Annotated in this window: 15 protein-coding genes; 8 read left to right on the forward strand and 7 right to left on the reverse strand. The window is 63.8% G+C overall.

All coding sequences use genetic code 11. The features are described from left to right. The first annotated feature begins 1 nt into the window (after position 1). The 5 genes from NQ490_RS09960 (at position 2) to brnQ (ending at position 5,599) form a co-directional block, all read left to right on the forward strand. Entirely contained in the window at positions 2-1,741 is a 1,740-nt protein-coding gene (locus tag NQ490_RS09960) for an ABC transporter ATP-binding protein/permease (protein ID WP_007045624.1), read from the forward strand. After that, positions 1,738-3,393, forward strand: coding sequence for a thiol reductant ABC exporter subunit CydC (gene cydC, locus NQ490_RS09965; RefSeq protein ID WP_007045625.1), 1,656 nt, complete (start codon positions 1,738-1,740; stop codon positions 3,391-3,393). The genes NQ490_RS09960 and cydC overlap by 4 nt, the downstream gene beginning before the upstream one ends. Beyond that, positions 3,393-3,728 (forward strand): nitrous oxide-stimulated promoter family protein, encoded by a 336-nt coding sequence (locus NQ490_RS09970; RefSeq protein ID WP_007045626.1) that lies wholly within the window; start codon positions 3,393-3,395, stop codon positions 3,726-3,728. The genes cydC and NQ490_RS09970 overlap by 1 nt, the downstream gene beginning before the upstream one ends. Continuing rightward, positions 3,725-4,120, forward strand: a complete 396-nt coding sequence (locus NQ490_RS09975; protein WP_007045627.1) for a DUF454 family protein — start codon at positions 3,725-3,727, stop codon at positions 4,118-4,120. Before NQ490_RS09970 ends, NQ490_RS09975 begins: the two co-directional genes overlap by 4 nt. A gap of 138 nt (positions 4,121-4,258) precedes the next feature. Further along, positions 4,259-5,599 carry a branched-chain amino acid transport system II carrier protein gene (gene brnQ, locus NQ490_RS09980; RefSeq protein ID WP_007045629.1) on the forward strand — a complete coding sequence of 447 codons (1,341 nt, stop codon included), beginning with the start codon at positions 4,259-4,261 and terminating at the stop codon, positions 5,597-5,599. A gap of 55 nt (positions 5,600-5,654) precedes the next feature. Here the strand turns inward: brnQ and NQ490_RS09985 are convergent, their stop codons facing one another. The 7 genes from NQ490_RS09985 to NQ490_RS10015 form a co-directional block, all read right to left on the reverse strand. Next, the gene (locus NQ490_RS09985) at positions 5,655-6,497 is read right to left on the reverse strand and encodes an HAD-IIA family hydrolase (RefSeq protein ID WP_007045630.1); all 843 of its coding nucleotides are present in this window, start codon (positions 6,495-6,497) and stop codon (positions 5,655-5,657) included. Beyond that, a complete protein-coding gene (locus tag NQ490_RS09990) occupies positions 6,494-7,237 on the reverse strand; it encodes a glycerophosphodiester phosphodiesterase (RefSeq protein ID WP_007045631.1) in 744 nt (247 codons plus the stop codon). Before NQ490_RS09990 ends, NQ490_RS09985 begins: the two co-directional genes overlap by 4 nt. A 66-nt stretch (positions 7,238-7,303) precedes the next feature. Next, positions 7,304-8,719 carry an ABC transporter substrate-binding protein gene (locus tag NQ490_RS09995; protein ID WP_007045632.1) on the reverse strand — a complete coding sequence of 472 codons (1,416 nt, stop codon included), beginning with the start codon at positions 8,717-8,719 and terminating at the stop codon, positions 7,304-7,306. A gap of 80 nt (positions 8,720-8,799) precedes the next feature. Continuing rightward, a complete protein-coding gene (locus tag NQ490_RS10000; protein WP_007045633.1) occupies positions 8,800-9,729 on the reverse strand; it encodes a carbohydrate ABC transporter permease in 930 nt (309 codons plus the stop codon). Next, positions 9,729-10,598 (reverse strand): carbohydrate ABC transporter permease, encoded by an 870-nt coding sequence (locus NQ490_RS10005; RefSeq protein WP_007045634.1) that lies wholly within the window; start codon positions 10,596-10,598, stop codon positions 9,729-9,731. The genes NQ490_RS10000 and NQ490_RS10005 overlap by 1 nt, the downstream gene beginning before the upstream one ends. Beyond that, positions 10,595-11,722, reverse strand: a complete 1,128-nt coding sequence (locus tag NQ490_RS10010; RefSeq protein WP_040917374.1) for an ABC transporter ATP-binding protein — start codon at positions 11,720-11,722, stop codon at positions 10,595-10,597. Before NQ490_RS10010 ends, NQ490_RS10005 begins: the two co-directional genes overlap by 4 nt. A 311-nt stretch (positions 11,723-12,033) precedes the next feature. Continuing rightward, a complete protein-coding gene (locus tag NQ490_RS10015; protein ID WP_259951222.1) occupies positions 12,034-15,315 on the reverse strand; it encodes a SpaA isopeptide-forming pilin-related protein in 3,282 nt (1,093 codons plus the stop codon). A 209-nt stretch (positions 15,316-15,524) separates the two neighbouring features. Here NQ490_RS10015 and nifS point away from each other — a divergent pair, with 209 nt between their 5' ends. The 3 genes from nifS to NQ490_RS10030 all read left to right on the forward strand — a co-directional run bounded on the left by nifS (position 15,525) and on the right by NQ490_RS10030 (position 18,533). Then, complete coding sequence (gene nifS / locus NQ490_RS10020; RefSeq protein ID WP_040917375.1) at positions 15,525-16,715, forward strand: cysteine desulfurase NifS; 1,191 nt, start codon at positions 15,525-15,527, stop codon at positions 16,713-16,715. A 12-nt stretch (positions 16,716-16,727) separates the two neighbouring features. Then, a complete protein-coding gene (gene nifU, locus NQ490_RS10025; protein WP_007045638.1) occupies positions 16,728-17,168 on the forward strand; it encodes a Fe-S cluster assembly scaffold protein NifU in 441 nt (146 codons plus the stop codon). Between the two features lie 129 nt (positions 17,169-17,297). Beyond that, on the forward strand, positions 17,298-18,533 hold the full coding sequence (locus NQ490_RS10030; RefSeq protein ID WP_007045639.1) for a MalY/PatB family protein: 1,236 nt from the start codon (positions 17,298-17,300) through the stop codon (positions 18,531-18,533). The last annotated feature ends 48 nt before the right edge of the window (positions 18,534-18,581 follow it).

The raw sequence follows: 18,581 nt of genomic DNA on the forward strand, positions 1-18,581 counted from the left end.
CATGATGATCGACAAGCGTCTGCTTTCCGCCGTCCCGGAAAGCAAACGGTATATTGCCGCCAACGTGGCCCTGCAGTGGCTGGCCCTGGCCGCCAACATGGTGCTGGTCACGGCAGTCTGCCGTCTGCTGACCCGCCTGTGGGCGGGGACCGCGCTCTCCGGGGATCTGGCGGCCACGGCGGGGGTGGCCGTGGTGGCCCTGGCCGTGCGGTTCGCCTGCGCCGTGGGGGCCGCCCGGATGAGTTACCTTTCCAGCCGGTGGGTGAAGACCCGGCTGCGGGGCCTGCTTTACGAAAAGCTGCTCCGCCTGGGTACGGCCTACCGGGAGTCGGTCCAGACCAGTGAGGTGGTCCAGGTGGCCGTGGAAGGCGTGGACCAGCTGGAGATCTATTTCGGGCAGTACCTGCCCCAGTTTTTCTACGCCATGCTGGCGCCGCTGACCCTGTTTGCGGTGCTGGCGCCCATTGATCTGCCCTCGGCGGCGGTACTGCTCCTCTGTGTGCCGCTGATCCCGGCGTCCATTGCAGCGGTGCAGACCTGGGCCAAAAAGCTGCTGGGTCGTTACTGGGGCCAGTACACGGCGCTGGGGGATACCTTCCTGGAAAATCTGCAGGGGCTGACCACCCTCAAGATCTACGAGGCCGACGACTTCAAAAACCGGGAGATGAACGCCCAGGCGGAGGCCTTCCGCAAGATCACCATGCGGGTACTGACCATGCAGCTCAACTCCATCACCATCATGGACCTCATCGCCTACGGCGGCGCGGCGGCCGGGATGATCCTGGCGGTGAGCCGGCTGGCGGCGGGGGCCATCAGCCTGCAGGGCTGCCTGATGATCCTGCTGCTGGCGGCGGATTTCTTCCTGCCCATGCGCCTGTTGGGCAGCTTCTTCCATGTGGCCATGAACGGCATGGCCGCCAGCGAGAAGATCTTCCGGCTGCTGGATACGCCGGAACCGGCCCGGGGAAACCGCCCCGCCCCGGCGGACTGTACCCTGGCCCTGGAAGCGGTGGATTTTGCCTTTGAGGAAGCCCGCCCCATCCTGAGGAAGGTTACCATGCAATTTCCCAAAGGCAGCTTTACGGCGCTTGTGGGGGAATCTGGCTGCGGCAAATCCACCGTGGCGGCGCTGCTCACCGGCCGCCGTCATGGGCAGGCGGGGCGCATCACCCTGGGCGGTGTGCCGCTGGGGGAACTGGACGAGGCAAGCCTGGCCGCCACGGTGACCTATCTCTCCCACAACAGCTACCTCTTCAAGGGCACTGTGCGGGATAACCTGCGGATGGCCGCCCCCGATGCCGATGACGCCGCCCTCTGGAAGGTGCTGGAGCAGGTGCGGCTGGCGGACTTCCTGCGGGCCGAACAGGGGCTGGACACCCCGCTCCAGGAGAAGGCGTCCAACCTGTCGGGCGGGCAGTGCCAGCGGCTGGCCCTGGCCCGGGCGCTGCTCCACGACACCCCGGTGTATATCTTTGACGAAGCCACCTCCAACATCGACGTGGAGAGTGAAAACGATATTATGGCGCTGATCCGCACGCTGGCCTGCCGCAAAACGGTGATCCTGATCTCCCACCGGCTGGCCAACGTCACCGGCGCCGACAAACTCTATCTGCTGGCGGAGGGCCGGGTGGCCGAAGCGGGCACCCACACCGACCTGCTGGCGGCACAGGGGGCCTATGCCCGGCTGTGGAATGCCCAGCAGCAGCTGGAACACTATACAGGACAGGAGGTATCGGCATGAAGCGAAGCGGTTTTGCCGTGATGGCCCGACTCATCGGGCTGGTGCGGCCGCTGGCCGGGTATATGGCCCTGGCCGTAGCCATGGGTCTGGCGGGGCATCTCTGCGCCACGTGGATTACGGTGCTCGGCGGGTTCGGCATCCTGCGGGTGCTGGGCCTGGAGGCACCGCTGCCCCTGACCGGGCTGTTCGTCGCGGCGGCGGTCATGGCGGTACTGCGGGCGGTGCTGCGCTACGGCGAGCAGGCCTGCAACCATTTTATTGCCTTCAAACTGCTGGCCCTGCTGCGGGACAAGGTGTTCCGCGCCCTGCGCCGTCTGGCCCCGGCCAAACTGGAGGGACGGGAAAAGGGGGACCTGATCGCCGTCATCACCTCGGACATCGAGCTGCTGGAGGTGTTCTACGCCCACACCATCTCCCCGGCGCTCATCGCGCTGCTCTTCAGCGGGCTGCTGACGGCATTCATCGGCAGCTACCATCCGCTGCTGGGGGCGCTGGCACTGGCCGCCTACGCCGTGGTGGGGCTGGCGGTGCCGCTGGCCGTCTCCCGGGCCAGCGGTCAGGAGGGGCTGCGGCTTCGCAACGAGGCGGGAGCGCTGGCAGCTTTTGTGCTGGACAGCCTGCGGGGCCTGCCGGAAATTCTGCAATACGGTGCGGGTGCATCCCGGCTGCAGCAGATGCAGGACCGCACCGAGGCCCTCTCCCGCAGGGAGGCACGGCTCAAGGCGGCGGCCGGGCGGGGAACTGCCGCCACCCAGCTGATCCTCTGGTGCTTTGACCTCGCGATGCTCTTTGCAGCGTCCGCCCTCTATCTGCGGGGCGCGGTGGATTTTGCCGGGGTGCTCCTTCCCACCCTGGCGCTCATGAGTTCCTTCGGCCCGGTGGTGGCACTGGCCAACCTGGGCGCCACCCTGCAGAATACCTTCGCCGCGGGCAACCGGGTGCTGGATATTCTGGAAGAAACGCCCCTGGTCCGGGACATCCACGGCCAGCCCGATGTGACCTTTGCCGGGGCGGGGGCGGAGGATGTGACCTTCGGCTACGGGGAGGAGACCATCCTGCAGAACGTGACGGTCCCCGTTCCCGCCGGCCGGACCATCGGCATTGTGGGCCGGTCGGGCAGCGGCAAATCCACCCTGCTCAAGCTGTTCCTGCGGTTCTGGCAGGTGGAACAGGGCCGGGTACAGCTGTCGGGTCGCAGCGTGGAGCAGATCAATACCCAAAATCTGCGCCGGATGCAGGCCCTCGTCACTCAGGAGACCCATCTCTTCCAGGATTCCATCCGCAACAATCTGCGGATCGCCAGGCAGGACGCCACCGATGCGGAACTGGTGGCCGCCTGTAAAAAGGCATCCATCCATGACTTCATTGCGGCGCTGCCCCGGGGCTACGACACCCCCGTGGGGGAACTGGGGGATACCCTGTCGGGCGGGGAACGGCAGCGGCTGGGCCTGGCCCGGGCCTTCCTGCACGATGCCCCCTTCCTGCTGCTGGACGAGCCCACCAGCAACCTGGACAGCCTGAATGAAGCGGTCATCCTGCGGGCGCTGGCGGAGGAACACGGCAAACGCACGGTGGTGCTGGTCTCCCACCGGGTGTCCACCATGGGCATCGCCGACACCGTCTATTCGGTGGAAAACGGGAGGGTGAGCTGATGACCACCGCCCACAAGCGGGAGCGGGAAAAGCAGGTGGTCTCCTGCATGATCGCCCTGTACTGCCGCCGCAAACATCATACAAAAACCGGGCTTTGCCCCGACTGCGCCGCGCTGGACGACTACGCCCGGCAGCGCAGCGACCGCTGCCCGTTCATGGAGACCAAGACCTTCTGTTCCCACTGCACCGTGCACTGTTACCGAGCCGATATGCGGCAAAAGATCCGCGATGTCATGCGGTTTGCCGGTCCGCGGATGCTGCTGGTCCACCCGGTGCTGGCGGTGCGCCACCTGTTGGAATCCCATCACGAACGCAAGAAAAGGAGACTCCCATGACCCTGCGCAAACTGTTGTATCTGGCCCTGGGCTTTCTGGGGCTGGCCCTGGGCGCTGTGGGGGCGGTACTGCCCCTGCTGCCCGCCTTTCCCTTTCTGCTGCTGGCGGCCTACGGTTTCGGCCGCGGCAGCGAGCGGCTGGACCGCTGGTTCAAAGGCACCCGGCTCTACCGGGATAACCTGGAGGACCTGGCCGCCGGCCGGGGACTGACCCGCCGCGCCAAGATCCGCATCATGGTCACCGTCACGCTGTTCATGGCGGCGGGATTCATCGCCATGGATGCCGTGGCGGTGGGACGCATCGTGCTGGCCTTTGTCTGGGTGGGACATGTGCTCTACTTCTTGTTCGGGGTGCGCACGCTGCCGGATGACCAGGAGAAAAACAACGAATAATCGAATGAATCAAAGCAAGGGGCGGCCGGTCGGCCGCCCCTTGTCTGCTGTAAAATTTCGCCGTTCTGTCTTTACCCCGGCGCTGAACCGCGTTATAATAAAACCGATTTCAACCGTGTGTGTAAAGGAAATAGGACTATGAAAAAACTTACCTTTCGGCAGCTGCTGACCGTGGCCAGTATGCTGTTCGGCATGTTCTTCGGCGCGGGCAACCTGATCTTCCCGGCTTCCATGGGTCAGCTGGCGGGACGCAACCTCTGGCTGGCCTCGGTGGGCTTCCTCATCACCGGCGTGGGGCTGCCGCTGCTGGGTGTGGCGGCGCTGGGCATCAGCCGGGAAGAAGGCCTGCTGGAACTGAGCGGTCGGGTCAGCAAGGGCTACGGCCTGTTCTTCACCTGTCTGCTCTATCTGACCATCGGCCCCTTCTTCGCCATTCCCCGCTGCGCCACCGTATCCTATACGGTGGGCATCCAGCGGATGCTCCCCGAAACCGGCCAGACCCTGGCGCTGGCGGTTTTCTCCCTGGTGTTCTTTGCGGCGGTGCTTTTCTTCTCTCTGCGCCCCGGGGAGATTCTCACCTGGATCGGCAAGGTGCTCAACCCGCTGTTCCTCGTCTTTCTGGCGGTGCTGGTGCTGCGGGCTCTTACGGCACCCCTGGGTGCCGTGGCCGACATCGACCCCACCGGCAGCTACGCTGCGGCAGCGCTGCCCACCGGCCTGCTGGAAGGCTACAACACCATGGATGCCCTGGCCAGCCTGGCCTTCGGCATCATTGTGGTCAACGCCATCCGGGGCCTGGGGGTGGAGGAACCCGGTCAGGTGGCCAAAAGCACGGTCTTTGCGGGCATCTTCAGCTCGCTGCTCATGGCAGTGATCTATCTGCTGGTCACCGTGGTGGGCGCCCAGAGCCGCGGCCAGTTCGCGGCAGCCAGCAACGGCGGCGAGGCCCTGGCCCAGATCGCCGAGCACTACTTCGGACCGGCGGGGGCCCTGATCCTGGCGGCCACCGTCACCATCGCCTGCCTGAAAACGGCGGTGGGACTCATCACCAGCTGCGGCGAGACCTTCGTGAAGATCTTCCCCCACGGCCCCTCCTACCGGGTGTGGGCGGTGACCTTCTGTGTGGTGTCCTTCCTCATCGCCAACCTGGGACTCAACGCCATCCTGGCCTATTCCACCCCCATGCTGATGTTCCTGTACCCCCTGTCCATCGTGCTGATCCTGCTCACGCTGGGCGGGCGGCTTTTCGGCAACCATCCCACCGTGCTGCGCTGGACCATCGGCTGCACGGCGCTGGCGGCGCTGGTGGACCTGCTGCGCACCCTGCCCGGGGAGACCCAGGCGTTCCTCCATCTGGAAGGCGTGGTGGCGCTGGCCCAGTCCTGGCTGCCGCTGTGTGAACAGGGCTTCGGCTGGGTGCTGCCCGCCCTCATCGGTCTGGTCATCGGTCTGGTGCTGCGCGCTGTGCGCCGCAGCTGAACCAAAACAAAACGGCCCCGCCGCCGCGGATTTCCGCGGCGGCGGGGCTTTTGGCTTATGCGTTGGCGGCAATGCCCGCAGGGGAACTGGTGTGGCAGGGCCGGGCGGGATCCGGCAGGAATGCCTGCCGCAGCTCCGCCACCGAAGGAAAGATCCAGGTGGGCCGGTGGGCGCTGGCCTCTACGTCAGCCAGGGTGGCTTCGCCGCTGAGCACCAGGGCGGTGTCCACCCCGGCGCGCAGGCCGCAGGCAATGTCGGTGTAGAGTCGGTCGCCCACCACCAGGGCTTCCTCGGGGGAAAATCCGGTGGCCTCCAGGGCGTACTGCACCATGGCCGGTTCCGGCTTGCCCAGAAATTTCGGACGCCGGTGGGTGGCGGTCTCGATCATGTTGCAGATGGCGCCGCAGTCCGGCAGATAGCCGAAATCCACCGGGCAGACGAGGTCGGGGTTGGTGGCGATATAATCCACCTCCCGGGTGGTCAAAAGCAGGCAGACGTCCTTGATCTTCTCGTAGGTCAGGGCGTTATCGTAGGACACCAGCACACAGGTGATGGCCTTGTCGTGGGCATTGGTGGTGATCTGCAGACCGCTGCGGCGGCACTCCTTCAGGAAGGAATCGGTGGCCAGGGCGTAGATGTGCTGCCCGGCGTAGTGCTCTTTCAGGTAACGGATGGTGGTGGTCCCGGCGGTGAGGTAGTTGCCCTCGTCGCTGGGCACCCCCAGGGTGCGGAAAAACCGGATGTAATCCGCCGTGCTGCGGGTGGAATTGTTGGTGATGAAAACATACTGCCCCCCGCTGCGCCGCACCGCCTGCAGAAACTCCCCGGCACCGGGGATCAGGGCGTTGCCCCGGCAGATGGTGCCGTCGATGTCCAGAAGAAACAGCCGCTTGGTCATGCCTGGCTCGCCGTGAGGCCGCGGCGGATCTCCAGCGCCAGTTTGGGGTCGTTGGTGATGACGTCGGCACCCTGGCCCATCAGCCAGCGCAGATCCTCCGCCCCGTTCACCGTCCAGACCCGCACGGTCAGCCCACTGTCGAGATACCGCTGCAGCAGGTCCGCCATTTTTACGTTGTACAGCCCCGGATGCAGCCCCTGTACTCCGTGGGCGGCGGCATATTTCTCCACGTCGCAGATGATGTCGCCGAGGAGGTAGGCCGTCGCGGCCTCGGGGGCCAGCTGGCGGATTTTTTCGATGCTGTAGTGGTTGAAGGAGGACCAGATCACCCGGTCCTGCATCCCCATGCCTTCCACCAGACGCAGGGCTTTCTCCTCGATGCCGTCATACCACAGGATGCCGGTCTTGATCTCGATGTTCACCAGCATCTTGCCGGGCTTCACCAGGGCCAGCACCTCCCGCAGGGTGGGGATGCGCGCCTCGGCAAAGCCGTCCATGCCGTTGTCGGCACACAGGGCCCGCAGCTCGGCCAGGGTGTAGTCCTGTACCAGACCGGTGCCGTTGGTGGTGCGGTCCACCTTTTCATCGTGGATGACCACCAGCTCGCCGTCCTTCGTCAGATGGATGTCCAGCTCGATGCCGTCGGCCCCCTGTTCCATGGCCAGCGCAAAGGCCGGCAGGGTGTTTTCCGGCGCGTAGGCGCTGGCGCCCCGATGGGCGTATACCTTTACCTGTTTCATTGTCGTACAGCTTCCTTTCCTGTGCAAAAACCGGGAAAAGCCGCGGCCTTTCCCGGTAGTGTTGCCTTATCCGTTGATGAGGTTGTAAGTCTCGATGGAGTCGTTGACCTGCTCGGTGATGGAGGCGACCGCTTCCTCGGGGGACTGGGTGCCGTTCAGCATCTCCTCAATCTCGGTCTCCACGATCTGGCGGGACTCGGGGAAGACGCTGAGCAGGGCGCCGGCGTACTGCGGGGCGGAATCGTGCAGCTGGTCGATGGCGGTCTGGAACTGGGGATACTGTTCCATGTTGGCCTTGTAGGTATCCTCATTGGCCGCCGCGGTGGTCACCGGGAAGTAACCGGTCTGGGCGTTCCAGTAGGCCTGGGATTCCGGCGAGATCAGGAACTCGATGAACCGCCAGGTGGCCGCCAGCTTGACGGGGTCGTTGTTGTTCAGCGCCCACAGGGAGCCGCCGCCGATGGACACACCGCCCTGGTCGGCGTCGGTGACGGCGGGGAAGTAGGCAGTGCCCACCTCGAAGGAGTCACCGGTATCCTGGAGCACCTGCTTCAGGGAGGCGGTGGAGCCCAGCATCATGGCCGCCTTGCCGGAGGTGAAATCGGTGGTGGCGGTATCGCTGCCGCTGCGGCCCACGTTGGGGGCATAGCCGCCGTCGTAGAGCTCTTTCCAGGCGTTGAGGATGTTCAGCGCGCCGCCGTTCTCGTCAAAGACCACTTTGGTGGCGGGAGCGGTGCGGCCGTTGCCGTTGTCCACCATCTCCAGGCCCTGCTTGCAGAGGAACTGCTCGAACCACCAGCCGTAGACGCTCATGGCCAGCACTTCCTGGGTGCCGGCTTTTTCTTTCAGCTGATCGCCCACCGCGGCAATGCCTTCCAGACTGGTGGGAATCTCGGTGATGCCGGCGGCGTCAAACATATCCTTGTTGTAGTAGAGCAGCGGGGTGGAGGAGTTGAAGGGCATGGAGTACAGCCCCGCGTCGGTGGTGTAGTAGGCGGCGATGTTGGGCTCGATCTGGGAGGCGTCGTACCCGGCGGCGTCGATGAGCTGCTGCATGGGCACCACCCAGCCGGAATCGATCATGAAACGGGTGCCGATGTCGTAGATCTGGACCAGGTCGGCGCCCATGTTGCCGATCTGGGCGCTTTTCAGCTTGTTGATGGCGTCGTCGTAGCTGCCCTGGTAGACCGCCTCCACGGTGATGCCGTATTCGTTCTCCTGGTTGAATTTGTCCACCAGGGCGGTCATGGCCTCGCCGTTGACGCCGCCCATGGAATGCCAGAAGGTCAGCTTGGTGCCGGTGGTGTCCAGGGTGTTGAAATCGTCCCCGATGAGGGCCGCGGCGGCCTCTGCTTCACTGGCGGCCGCGGTGGATGCGGTGTCGGCGGTGGCGGTATCGGCGGCCTGGGCGCTGCAGCCGGCCAGGGGAACGCCCACCAGGGCGGCGGCCAGCAGGCCGGTGAGAACTTTGTTGGCTTTCATCTACTTACACACTCCTAATAATAGTACATTTTTTTGCACAAATCTATATGAAACGGTGAAAAGTCACCGGTCCAGCAAAATCAGCCCTTGACAGCGCCGGAGAACATGCCCCGGATCAGCTGTTTCTGACCCACGATGAAGATGATCATGCTGGGGATGATTACCGAGACCACACCGGCCATCATCAGGGTGATGGACTGGGCGTCGGTGTTGTCCAGCATGCTGATGCCGATCTGGACGGTGCGCATCTCCTGGGAGCCGGTGACCAGCAGAGGCCACATGTACATGTTCCAGGCGTTGATGAAGGTGTACACCGACATGGCGCCGATGGCGGACTTGGTCAGGGGCAGCAGGATGCTGACGATGAACCGCAGGTTGGAGCAGCCGTCCAGCTTGGCGGACTCGTACAGCGACATGGGGAAGGTCATGTAGAACTGGCGGAACAGGAAGATGCCCATGGCGGAGGTCAGCGACGGCAGGATGAGGACGAGGTAGGTGTCCAGGATGCCCAGGGAGCTGACGGTCAGATAGTTGGAGATGATGGTGGCCTCACCGGGGACCATCATGGTGGCCATGACCAGCATGAACAGCACGTTCTTGCCCTTGAAGTTCAGGAAGGAGAAGGCGAAGGCCGCCAGGGAGCAGGTGATGATCTGGCCCACCGTGATGCATCCCGACACCAGGAAGGAGTTGAGGATGAACCGCACCAGCGGCACCTGGGTCCAGGCGCGCAGGTAGTTGCCGAAATCGGGATGCTTGGGCAGCAGGTTCATCTCCATGGTGAAGAGTTCCTCACCGGGCATCAGCGAGACGCTGACGGCGTAGAGCAGCGGGAAGAGGATGAACAGGGCCATGAGGATATTCAGCGTGATGAGCACGGCGGTGCGGATGCGCCGGCGGCGCAGGGCGGCCAGCCCCATCTTGCGGTGGAGGGCCTGCAGTTCTTCTTTGGTATAGCGCCCGCGGGTCAAAGACGCGGCGGGGGCGTGCAGGGCAGCGGAGGTATCCATCAGTATTTGACTCCCTTCTTTTCGATCTTGAACATAACCAGCGTCAGCGCCATGATGATGAGGAAGAGGATCACGGACTGGGCTGCCGCGCTGCCGAATTTGTAGTTGAAGAAGGCATCGCGGTAGATGGAGTAGACGATGAGGTTGGTGGACTCGCCGGGGCCACCCTGGGTCAGGATCTTTACCTGGCCGAAGGACTGGAAGGCCTGGATGATGTTGACGACCAGGGTGTAGAACATGATGGGGCTCAGGCCCGGCAGGGTCAGGCGGAAGAATTTCTGGAAGGCGTTGGCGCCGTCCACCGAGGCGCGCTCGTAGATGGATTCGTCGATGTTGCCCAGCCCCGCCGAGAAGTACAGGAAGTTGATGCCGCTGTTGAGCCAGGCGGTGAGCACGGCCACACAGATCAGGGCGTAGCGGGGATCGCTGATCCAGTTGATGTCCAGCCCGGTGATCTTGTTGAACAGGCCGATGGTGGGATTGAGGATGACCTTGAAGATCATGGCCGCGCCGCTGGAGGCAATGGCCATGGGCAGGGCGTAGGCGGTGCTGAACGCCCGGATGCCCGGAAAGGTCTTGCTGCACAGCACGGCGGCGATGAGTCCCAGCAGCATGCTGCCGAAAACCACGATGACCACGAAGATCAGCGTCACCAGGATGCTGTTGTAAAAGCTCTCCGAGGTGAGCAGGTCGGTGTAGTTTTCCGCCCCCACAAAGATCTTGGCACGGCCCAGTTTATCGGTGAGGAAGAAGCTCAGGTAGATGGTCTTCACAAAGGGATAAAACAGGAACATGGCGAAGATGGCAAAGCAGGGGATCAGATAGGCGTAGGGACTGCATCCCTTGAGTTTTTCCGCAAAGGCTTTCATTCTTCGTTCCTCCACTGGTAAAAGATGTTCTGCTCGGCCTCGCCGTCAAAGAAGTGGGCGTTGGCCATGTCCAGATACAGAGTGGCCGGCTGGTCCACAGCGGCGCCGTGGCCGGGCTCCACCCGGGCGGCGAACTCGCCGTCTTCGGTTTCCAGGTGGAGGATGGCCTCGTGGCCCAGACTCTCGCAGGCGGTGATCATACCCTGCATCTTGCCGTAGAGCCTGCCGGTGCGGGCGGGGGCGGCGTACAGGTCTTCCGGGCGGATGCCCAGCACCAGGGCGCGGTTGTCGTACTGGGGCCACAGCACTTTTGCCTGGGCGGCGGTCAGCGGGAAGACCTGCCCTGCCTCGGTGAGGAAGGCGGCACCGTCCCCGGCGCGCCGGACCTTGCCCCGCAGGAAGCTCATGGCCGGGGAACCGATGAAGCCTGCCACAAACATGTTGGTGGGGCGGTTGTACAGTTCCACCGGGGTGGCCACCTGCTGGATGTAACCAGCCTTCATGACCACGATGCGGTCGGCCAGGGTCATGGCCTCGGTCTGGTCATGGGTGACGTAGATGGTGGTGGTGCCCAGCTTGTGGTGGAGGGCGGCCAGTTCCACCCGCATGTGGGTGCGCAGTTTGGCGTCCAGGTTGGACAGCGGCTCGTCCATCAGGAAGGCCTTGGGCTTGCGCAGAATGGCACTGCCGATGGCCACCCGCTGTTTCTGCCCGCCGGAGAGCGCCGACGGCCGGCGGGAAAGCAGGTGGGAGATGCCCAGCATTTCGGCGGTGGTCTCCACCCGCTGGCGGATCTCCTTTTTGGGGACCTTGCGCACCGAAAGCGCAAAGGCCATGTTGTCGTACACCGACATCTGCGGGTAGAGGGCGTAGTTCTGGAACACCATGGACAGGTCCCGCTCCCCCGGGTCGGCGTAGTTGCACAGCCGGTCGCCGATCCACAGCTCCCCGCTGGTGATATCTTCCAGTCCGGCGATCATCCGCAGGGTGGTGGACTTGCCGCAGCCCGACGGTCCCACGAACACGATGAACTCCCCGTCCCGGATGCGCAGCGAGAAGTTGCTCACCGCGTACTGGTCCTTCTCAAAGACCTTGCAAACATCTTTCAACACGATCTCAGCCATAAAGAATTTTGTCTCCCCCTCTGGTAGCACATGGGTTGCAGGCGGTTTTTCCGCCCGTCCGTTATCATACGGCATCGGCCCCGGCGCTGTCGTCCATGATTTGGTAAAACCTGTGCAAACATTTGGTGGCTGTGTCAAAAGACCGCAGCACGTCAAAAAACAGCGCGCGGGGCGCTTTTTGCCCGGAAAACAGGCCGGGGGCGGGACAAAATCTTTACAGAAATTTCCAAAATGTTTTGCCGCAATTTACAAAAGGCTCCGTTTTTGTAAAAAGAAACAGCGGCCACCCGGTGCGGGGTGTCCGCTGTGCATTACAGTTTTTTGTGCCGCCGGAGCATCAGTCCCAGCCCGCCTGCGGCGGCGCTCAGCTCCAGCCAGAACCCGGGCGAAAAGTCGTCTCCGGTGGGGGGATTGCCCGGCGGAGTGGGGGAGGAAACCACCGCGGTGGGAGTGGCGGCAGGGCCGGGGGTGGGCGTGGGAGCGCTTCCCGTGCCCCGGCCGGGTTCATCGGGGGGCGGCGTCAGGGTGCAGTGGTTGGTATACAGGATGCTGGTCAGTCCCGGTTGGGTGGTCACCGTTGCCTCGGGGCCGGGGAGGGGGGCCCCGCCGTTGATGCGCACGGTGGTTTCGTAGCCGGGCACCGGTTCCTCGTGCACTGTGCAGACGGTGCCGTCCGGCAGGCCGCGCAGCGTGATCTCGCCGCCGTCGGTCAGGGCGGTCTCGGCGGTGCCCTGATCACTGAAGGTTAGTCCGCCGTATTCCCCTGTCAGTGGGGTACCGTTCCCGTCCCGCAGGGTGACCGTGAAGGAAAACGGCCGGGTCACTTCTCCCAGCGGTCCGGTGACCACCTTCTGCAGCACCAGCCGGGTGGACTGGTTGCGCACCTGCACGATGGTGCTCCGGGCAAAGACATTGCTCACGTCCTGGTCGCCCAGATCGATCTTCAGGTCCTGGTCGGTGCCGGCCGTGTAGTTCTGGGTGATTTTCAGCCGGGACCACCCGGCGGGCACCGCAAAATAGACGGGATCCCCCGGCACGGTGGGGCCGTATTCCAGGATCTGGTTGTTCTGATAGTAGGAAAGCTCCAGTGGTGCCTGCCCCGAGGCTGTCCATACCGACCAGTCGTTGCCGGTATCCGGCGTATACCGGGAGGCGGTGTACAGGGATGCCTTGATGTCGGTCAGGGTGGCGTTGATGTCGTCGGGCACGGCGAACTGCAGCATGCTACGCACGATCTTGCCCACGCCCCGCAGCACCGTGACGTCGTCGTAGGGGGTGCCGGCGTCGGCGTAGACGTCGGTGTTGTCCACCACCACCTCCACCAGATCGGAACTGGGGGCGTACCCGGCCGGTGCTTGGAGCTCTTTCAGATAGTAGGTGCCGTCGGGCAGCACCGGCTGGGTGTTGGGAAAGACCCCTGCGCCGCCCAGGGTGATCACATCGCCCTGGGCCTGGCTCTGGTCCCGGGTGGTCACCGTGTCAAAGGGTTGGGCACCGGGGTTTACCACCCCGTCGGTGACGTCGCTGGCTTGGTACAGGGCAAACTCCGCACCGGTCAGCGGGGTGTAGCCGTCCTCGGCTACCTTCTGCACAAACAGATAGTTCTTGATGTCGGGCACAAACAGCCGCACCGCAAATTCCCGGTCGAAGTCCTGGCCGTTGATGGCCTCCCCGTCGTTGAGGCGCACGGTGTTTTCGGGGGTGGCATCGGCCAGACTGGCGGCGCTGGTACGGTAGAAGCCGACGGTATATTGGGCATTGCTGTCGGTCAACTGATCGTTGGAGGTCAGCACATAGTAGTAGGTCAGGATGTCCCCGGGCAGATTGTCGATGGTATCCTTGTAGGCACCGCTGCTGTCCAGCACAAAGAGGTAGGGATTGGCCCGGGCGGCCTGGAGCACAGCGCTCATGTCGGTGCCGGCTGCCACGTTCCAACCGGTGATGGGGTCCCCCGACACCGGGTACCACTGGCTCTGGGTGCTGCTGCCGTTGCCGCCGGCGGTCTGGCGCTTGAGCACCACCGCAAAGTAGGTGCCGGAATCGGCGGGATACTGCTGCCCCTGCAGGTCCTCCACGGTATCGGGCAGGGTCACGGTGACGGTGGGACTGGCATAGGCGCCGGTGTCCCAGGGATTGGCCGAGAGCAGGGTGGCCAGCTGGGGAAAGTCGGCGGGAAAATACAGGTCGATGGGCCCGGGCGCGCGGTAGCCGGCGGGCACGTCCTCCTCCACCAGCACGAACTTGCCGGTCTGGCCGGGGCCGCCGTATTCGTTTTTCAGGTTGTTCAGGCTCAGCAGGGTGCCGTCGGGATTCTGGAACACAAAGGTGCCGTCCGGCCCTGTGGTACCGGTGGCGATGAGGTTCTGCGGATCGTATGTATAGTCCTCGTTGGCGTAGTAGAGGTTGAACCGTGCCCCCGGCACGGCAGCGCCGGTCTGGTCCACCTTGATGAGATCGCTCTGGGGAATGGAGACCAGGTTGAATTTCAGCTGCATGTTGGAGTCCACGTTGCCCCGCTCCAGATAAAAGAATTTCAGGGTATGGTAGGTGTCGTCGGCAAAGGTGTTGGAACTGCCGTTGGTCCAGGGCGCCCCCGCGGCCTCAAACTTACTGCGTAGGGTGCCGTTGGGCTGGCCGTTGATGAGGATCTGCCCGGTCTGGAAGTTGATGGACAGGGAGGCTGCATCGTGGATGCCCCCCAGATCCCCCACCAGCACATTGTCGATGAAAACCCAGACATCGTCGTCGCCGGAGAAGTCGTAGGTCACGGGGGTGCCGCCGGCGGTGCCGTCCACCGTGCCGTAGGGCTGCTGGACAAAACGGGTGGTCATGGTCAGACCGAAATAGTGGTTGATGGCGGGGTTGCGGGCGTTGAGGTTTTTCACCTGCTCGTAATTGTTGAAGGGAAAGAACTGTCCCAGCAGGGGCTGAGCCCCGGCGGTCTGTACACCCGGCGGGGTGTACAGTGTGAAAGCGTTGGAAGCCTCGTCGAACTGGGCAAAATCCTGGGTGCAGTCGTAATAGTAATAACCGTCGGAATCGATCTGCAACAGGTCCCGCACGTTGGCGTAGGAGGCCTTGCCGGCGTTGGGCAGGGCGGGATTGAACAGGTAATCCAGGGATTGGCCGCTCTGGGTCAGCTGGGGATACCCGCCTTGCAGTGTGGGCAGCACCATGTTGGGGCGGGGGCTGGCACTGCCGGTATAGTTGTTGATGCCGCTGCCGCGGCCGGGATTGGCCGTGAAGATCAGCGCTTTGCCGGCGTTGATGCCCTGGTCCATATTGGCGGGGTTCACATTGTCGGGGGCGTCCCGGGTGGTGATCCAGTAGTCGAACAGGTTGATCGTTGTGCCGATGGGGGAGACCGTGCCGGTCACCACCTGCCCGGTCCGGGGCAGGGAGGGCGCCTGCAGCAGGGTGGTGGCAGCGTTTTCCGGCGTGGCGGTTTCCGGGGCGGGGGACAGCTCCGGAACGGCGGCCTCCGGGGTGGCAGCCTGCTCCGGGGTGGCCAGGGCCGCCGCCGTCATACCGCAGCCTGCCAGGACCCCGGCCAGCAGCAGCGCGGTCATTCGTTGCAGCAAATGCTTCATCATGGATTTCCTCTCCTGGCGCAGCAGCGCCATATCCCTACTATAGGCAAAAACCGCCGAGAGGTTTGCCGGTTTGTGTCAGGGGCGGCGGACAAAAGACAAAATCAAAAACCTACTTGACAAGTAGGAAAATGAGGCGTACAATACATACAAAACAAGTAGGGAATGGGACGCCGCCCGGTGCCCCCTCCCTGCGGGAAAGGATGAATTCCATGCGAATCTACGCAGATAACGCCGCCACCACGGCCATCAGCCCGGCGGCCATAGACGCCATGCTCACCTGTATGCGGGAGAGCGACGGCAACCCCAGCAGCCTGCACTCCGCCGGTCAGAAGGCGGCCGAAGCCCTGGCCGACGCCCGCGGGCGCATCGCGGCCCGGCTGGGCTGCGAGCCTGCTGAGCTGATCTTCACCTCCGGCGGCAGCGAGGCGGACAACCAGGCCCTGCGGGGCATCGCCCACCTGGGCGCGGCCAAGGGCAAAAAGCATATCATCTCCACGGCCTTTGAGCACCACGCCGTGCTGCACACCCTGCGCAAGCTGGAGAAGGAAGGCTTCACCGTCACTTTGCTGGACGTGCATGAGAACGGCATCGTCACCCCCGAAGAGGTGCGGGCGGCGATCCGGCCGGACACCTGCCTGGTCAGCGTGATGTATGCCAACAATGAGATCGGCACCATCCAGCCCATTGCTGAGATCGGTCGGGTCTGCCGGGAGGCGGGGGTGCTCTTCCACACCGACGCGGTCCAGGCGGTGGGGCACCTGCCCATCGACGTGAAGGCCCAGAACATCGACCTGCTCTCCCTGTCGGCCCATAAATTCCACGGCCCCAAGGGCACCGGCGCCCTCTATGTGCGCAAGGGAATCTATCTGGAACCCCTCATCGAAGGCGGCGCCCAGGAGCGGGGCCGCCGCGCCGGTACCGAGAACCTGCCCGCCATTGTGGGCATGGCGGCGGCGCTGGACGAGGCCTGCGACCATCTGGATGAGTACACCGCCCGCCTTATCCCGCTGCGGGACCGGCTCATTGCGGGGCTGTCCCGGATCCCCCACGCGGTACTCAACGGCGACGCAAAGCAGCGGCTGCCCGGCAATGTCAGTTTCTGCTTCGAGGGCATCGAGGGGGAATCCCTGCTGCTGCTTCTGGACGACAAGGGCATCTGTGCCTCCTCCGGGTCGGCCTGCACCTCGGGATCCCTGGACCCCAGCCACGTGCTGCTGGCCATCGGCCGGGTACACGACGTGGCCCACGGCTCCCTGCGGCTGTCCCTGGGCGCCGACGTCACCGAAGAAGAGATCGACTACCTCATCCAGGCCGTCACCGAGACCGTGGCCTATCTGCGGAGCATCTCGCCGGTATGGCGGGACCTGCAGCGGGGCGTGCGGGATTACATCATTGCATAAGGAGTGTTAGCTATGGCTTTGTACAGCGAAACCGTTATGGATCATTTCCGCCATCCCCGCAATGTGGGCGTCATCGAGAACGCCGACGGTGTGGGGGAGGTGGGTAACGCCAAGTGCGGCGATATCATGAAGATCTACCTCAAGATCGACAACGACACCATCACCGACGCCAAGTTCGAGACCTTCGGCTGCGGCAGCGCCATCGCCTCCAGCTCCATGGCCACCGAGATGATCAAGGGCAAGCCGGTCTCCGACGCCCTGGCCGTCACCAACAAGGCGGTGGTGGAGGCGCTGGACGGTCTGCCCACCCACAAGATCCACTGTTCGGTGCTGGCCGAGGAGGCCATCAAGCTGGCGCTCAAGGATTACTATGACCGCCACGGCATCGACTACGACAAAAAGGTCTTCCCCGACTGTGAGAACTGTGCCCACTGCGACGCCCACGGCGTCTGAGCACAGGTCCCCCGCTTCTGTCTGACCGGACAGGGGCGGGGGTTTGTATTTTGCTGTTGCATCGGAACAGAATGTGCTATAATGGGTCATAAAACAGACGGTCGCCGCCGTCGGAAAGGACCCAGTCTCATGCAATACGATTTCACAACGATCATGGACCGCCGCGGCCAGGATGCCATTGCGGTGGATGCTTTGGGCAAACCGGGCGGATTTGCCCCCGGCGCGCCCAAGCCCGGCTTTGACGCCATCCCCATGTGGGTGGCCGACATGAATTTTCCCACCGTTCCCACCGTGCCGGAAGCCATCATCCGGCGGGCGCAGCACCCGGCCTTCGGCTATTTTGAAGCCACCGACGCCTACTACAACGCCATCATCGACTGGCAGGTACGGCGCAACGGCGCCGATCCTGCCCTGCTGACCAAGGACTGCATCGGCTATGAGAACGGCGTGCTGGGCGGTGTGGTCTCGGCGTTGACCAGCTTTGCCGCCCCCGGGGACGGCGTACTGCTCCACAGCCCCACCTACATCGGCTTTACCAAGTCCCTCCAAAACAACGGCTACCGCATCGTGCATTCGCCGTTGGTCCGGGATGCGCAGGGCGTCTGGCGGATGGACTACGCCGATATGGATGCCAAGCTCAAACAGTACCACATTCATGTGGCGATTTTCTGCTCACCCCACAATCCCTGCGGCCGGGTCTGGACGCGGGAGGAGATCGAGCAGGCCATGGAGGTCTACCGGGCCAATGACTGCCTGGTCATTTCCGACGAGATCTGGTCGGATATCCTGCTCAACGGCCACAAGCATACCCCCACCCAGTCGGTGAGCGAGGATGCCCGGCAGCGCACAGTGGCCCTCTATGCCCCCAGCAAGACCTTCAACCTGGCGGGTCTGGTGGGCAGCTACCACATCATTTATAATCCTTATCTGCGGGACCGGGTGACGGCCAAGAGCTCCAAACCCCACTACAATGAGATGAACGTCCTGTCCATGCACGCCCTCATCGGCGCCTACCGGCCGGAGGGCCACGTCTGGGTGGATGAGCTCTGCCAGGTGCTCAGCGGCAACATCAACTTTGCCTGCGATTACATCGCCGAACACTTTGCCGGGGTATCGGTGGCCAAGCCGGAGGGCACCTACATGCTCTTCCTGGACTGCACCGACTGGTGTGCCGCCCATGACCGCACCATCGCCCAGGTGCTGCAGGCAGGCTGGGACGTGGGAGTGGCCTGGCAGGACGGCCGGATGTTCCACGGCCCCTGCGCCATCCGGATGAACCTGGCGTTGCCTCTTTCCCGGGTGGAGGAGGCCTTCCGCCACCTGGACAGCTACGTCTTCAACGGCCCCTTCCTCAGCGAACGCTGAGCGGCCTTTTGCCCGCCCCGATGCCGTTCCGGCACCGGGGCTTTTTGT

This window comes from Subdoligranulum variabile (assembly GCF_025152575.1).
Lineage (GTDB): Bacteria > Bacillota > Clostridia > Oscillospirales > Ruminococcaceae > Gemmiger > Gemmiger variabilis.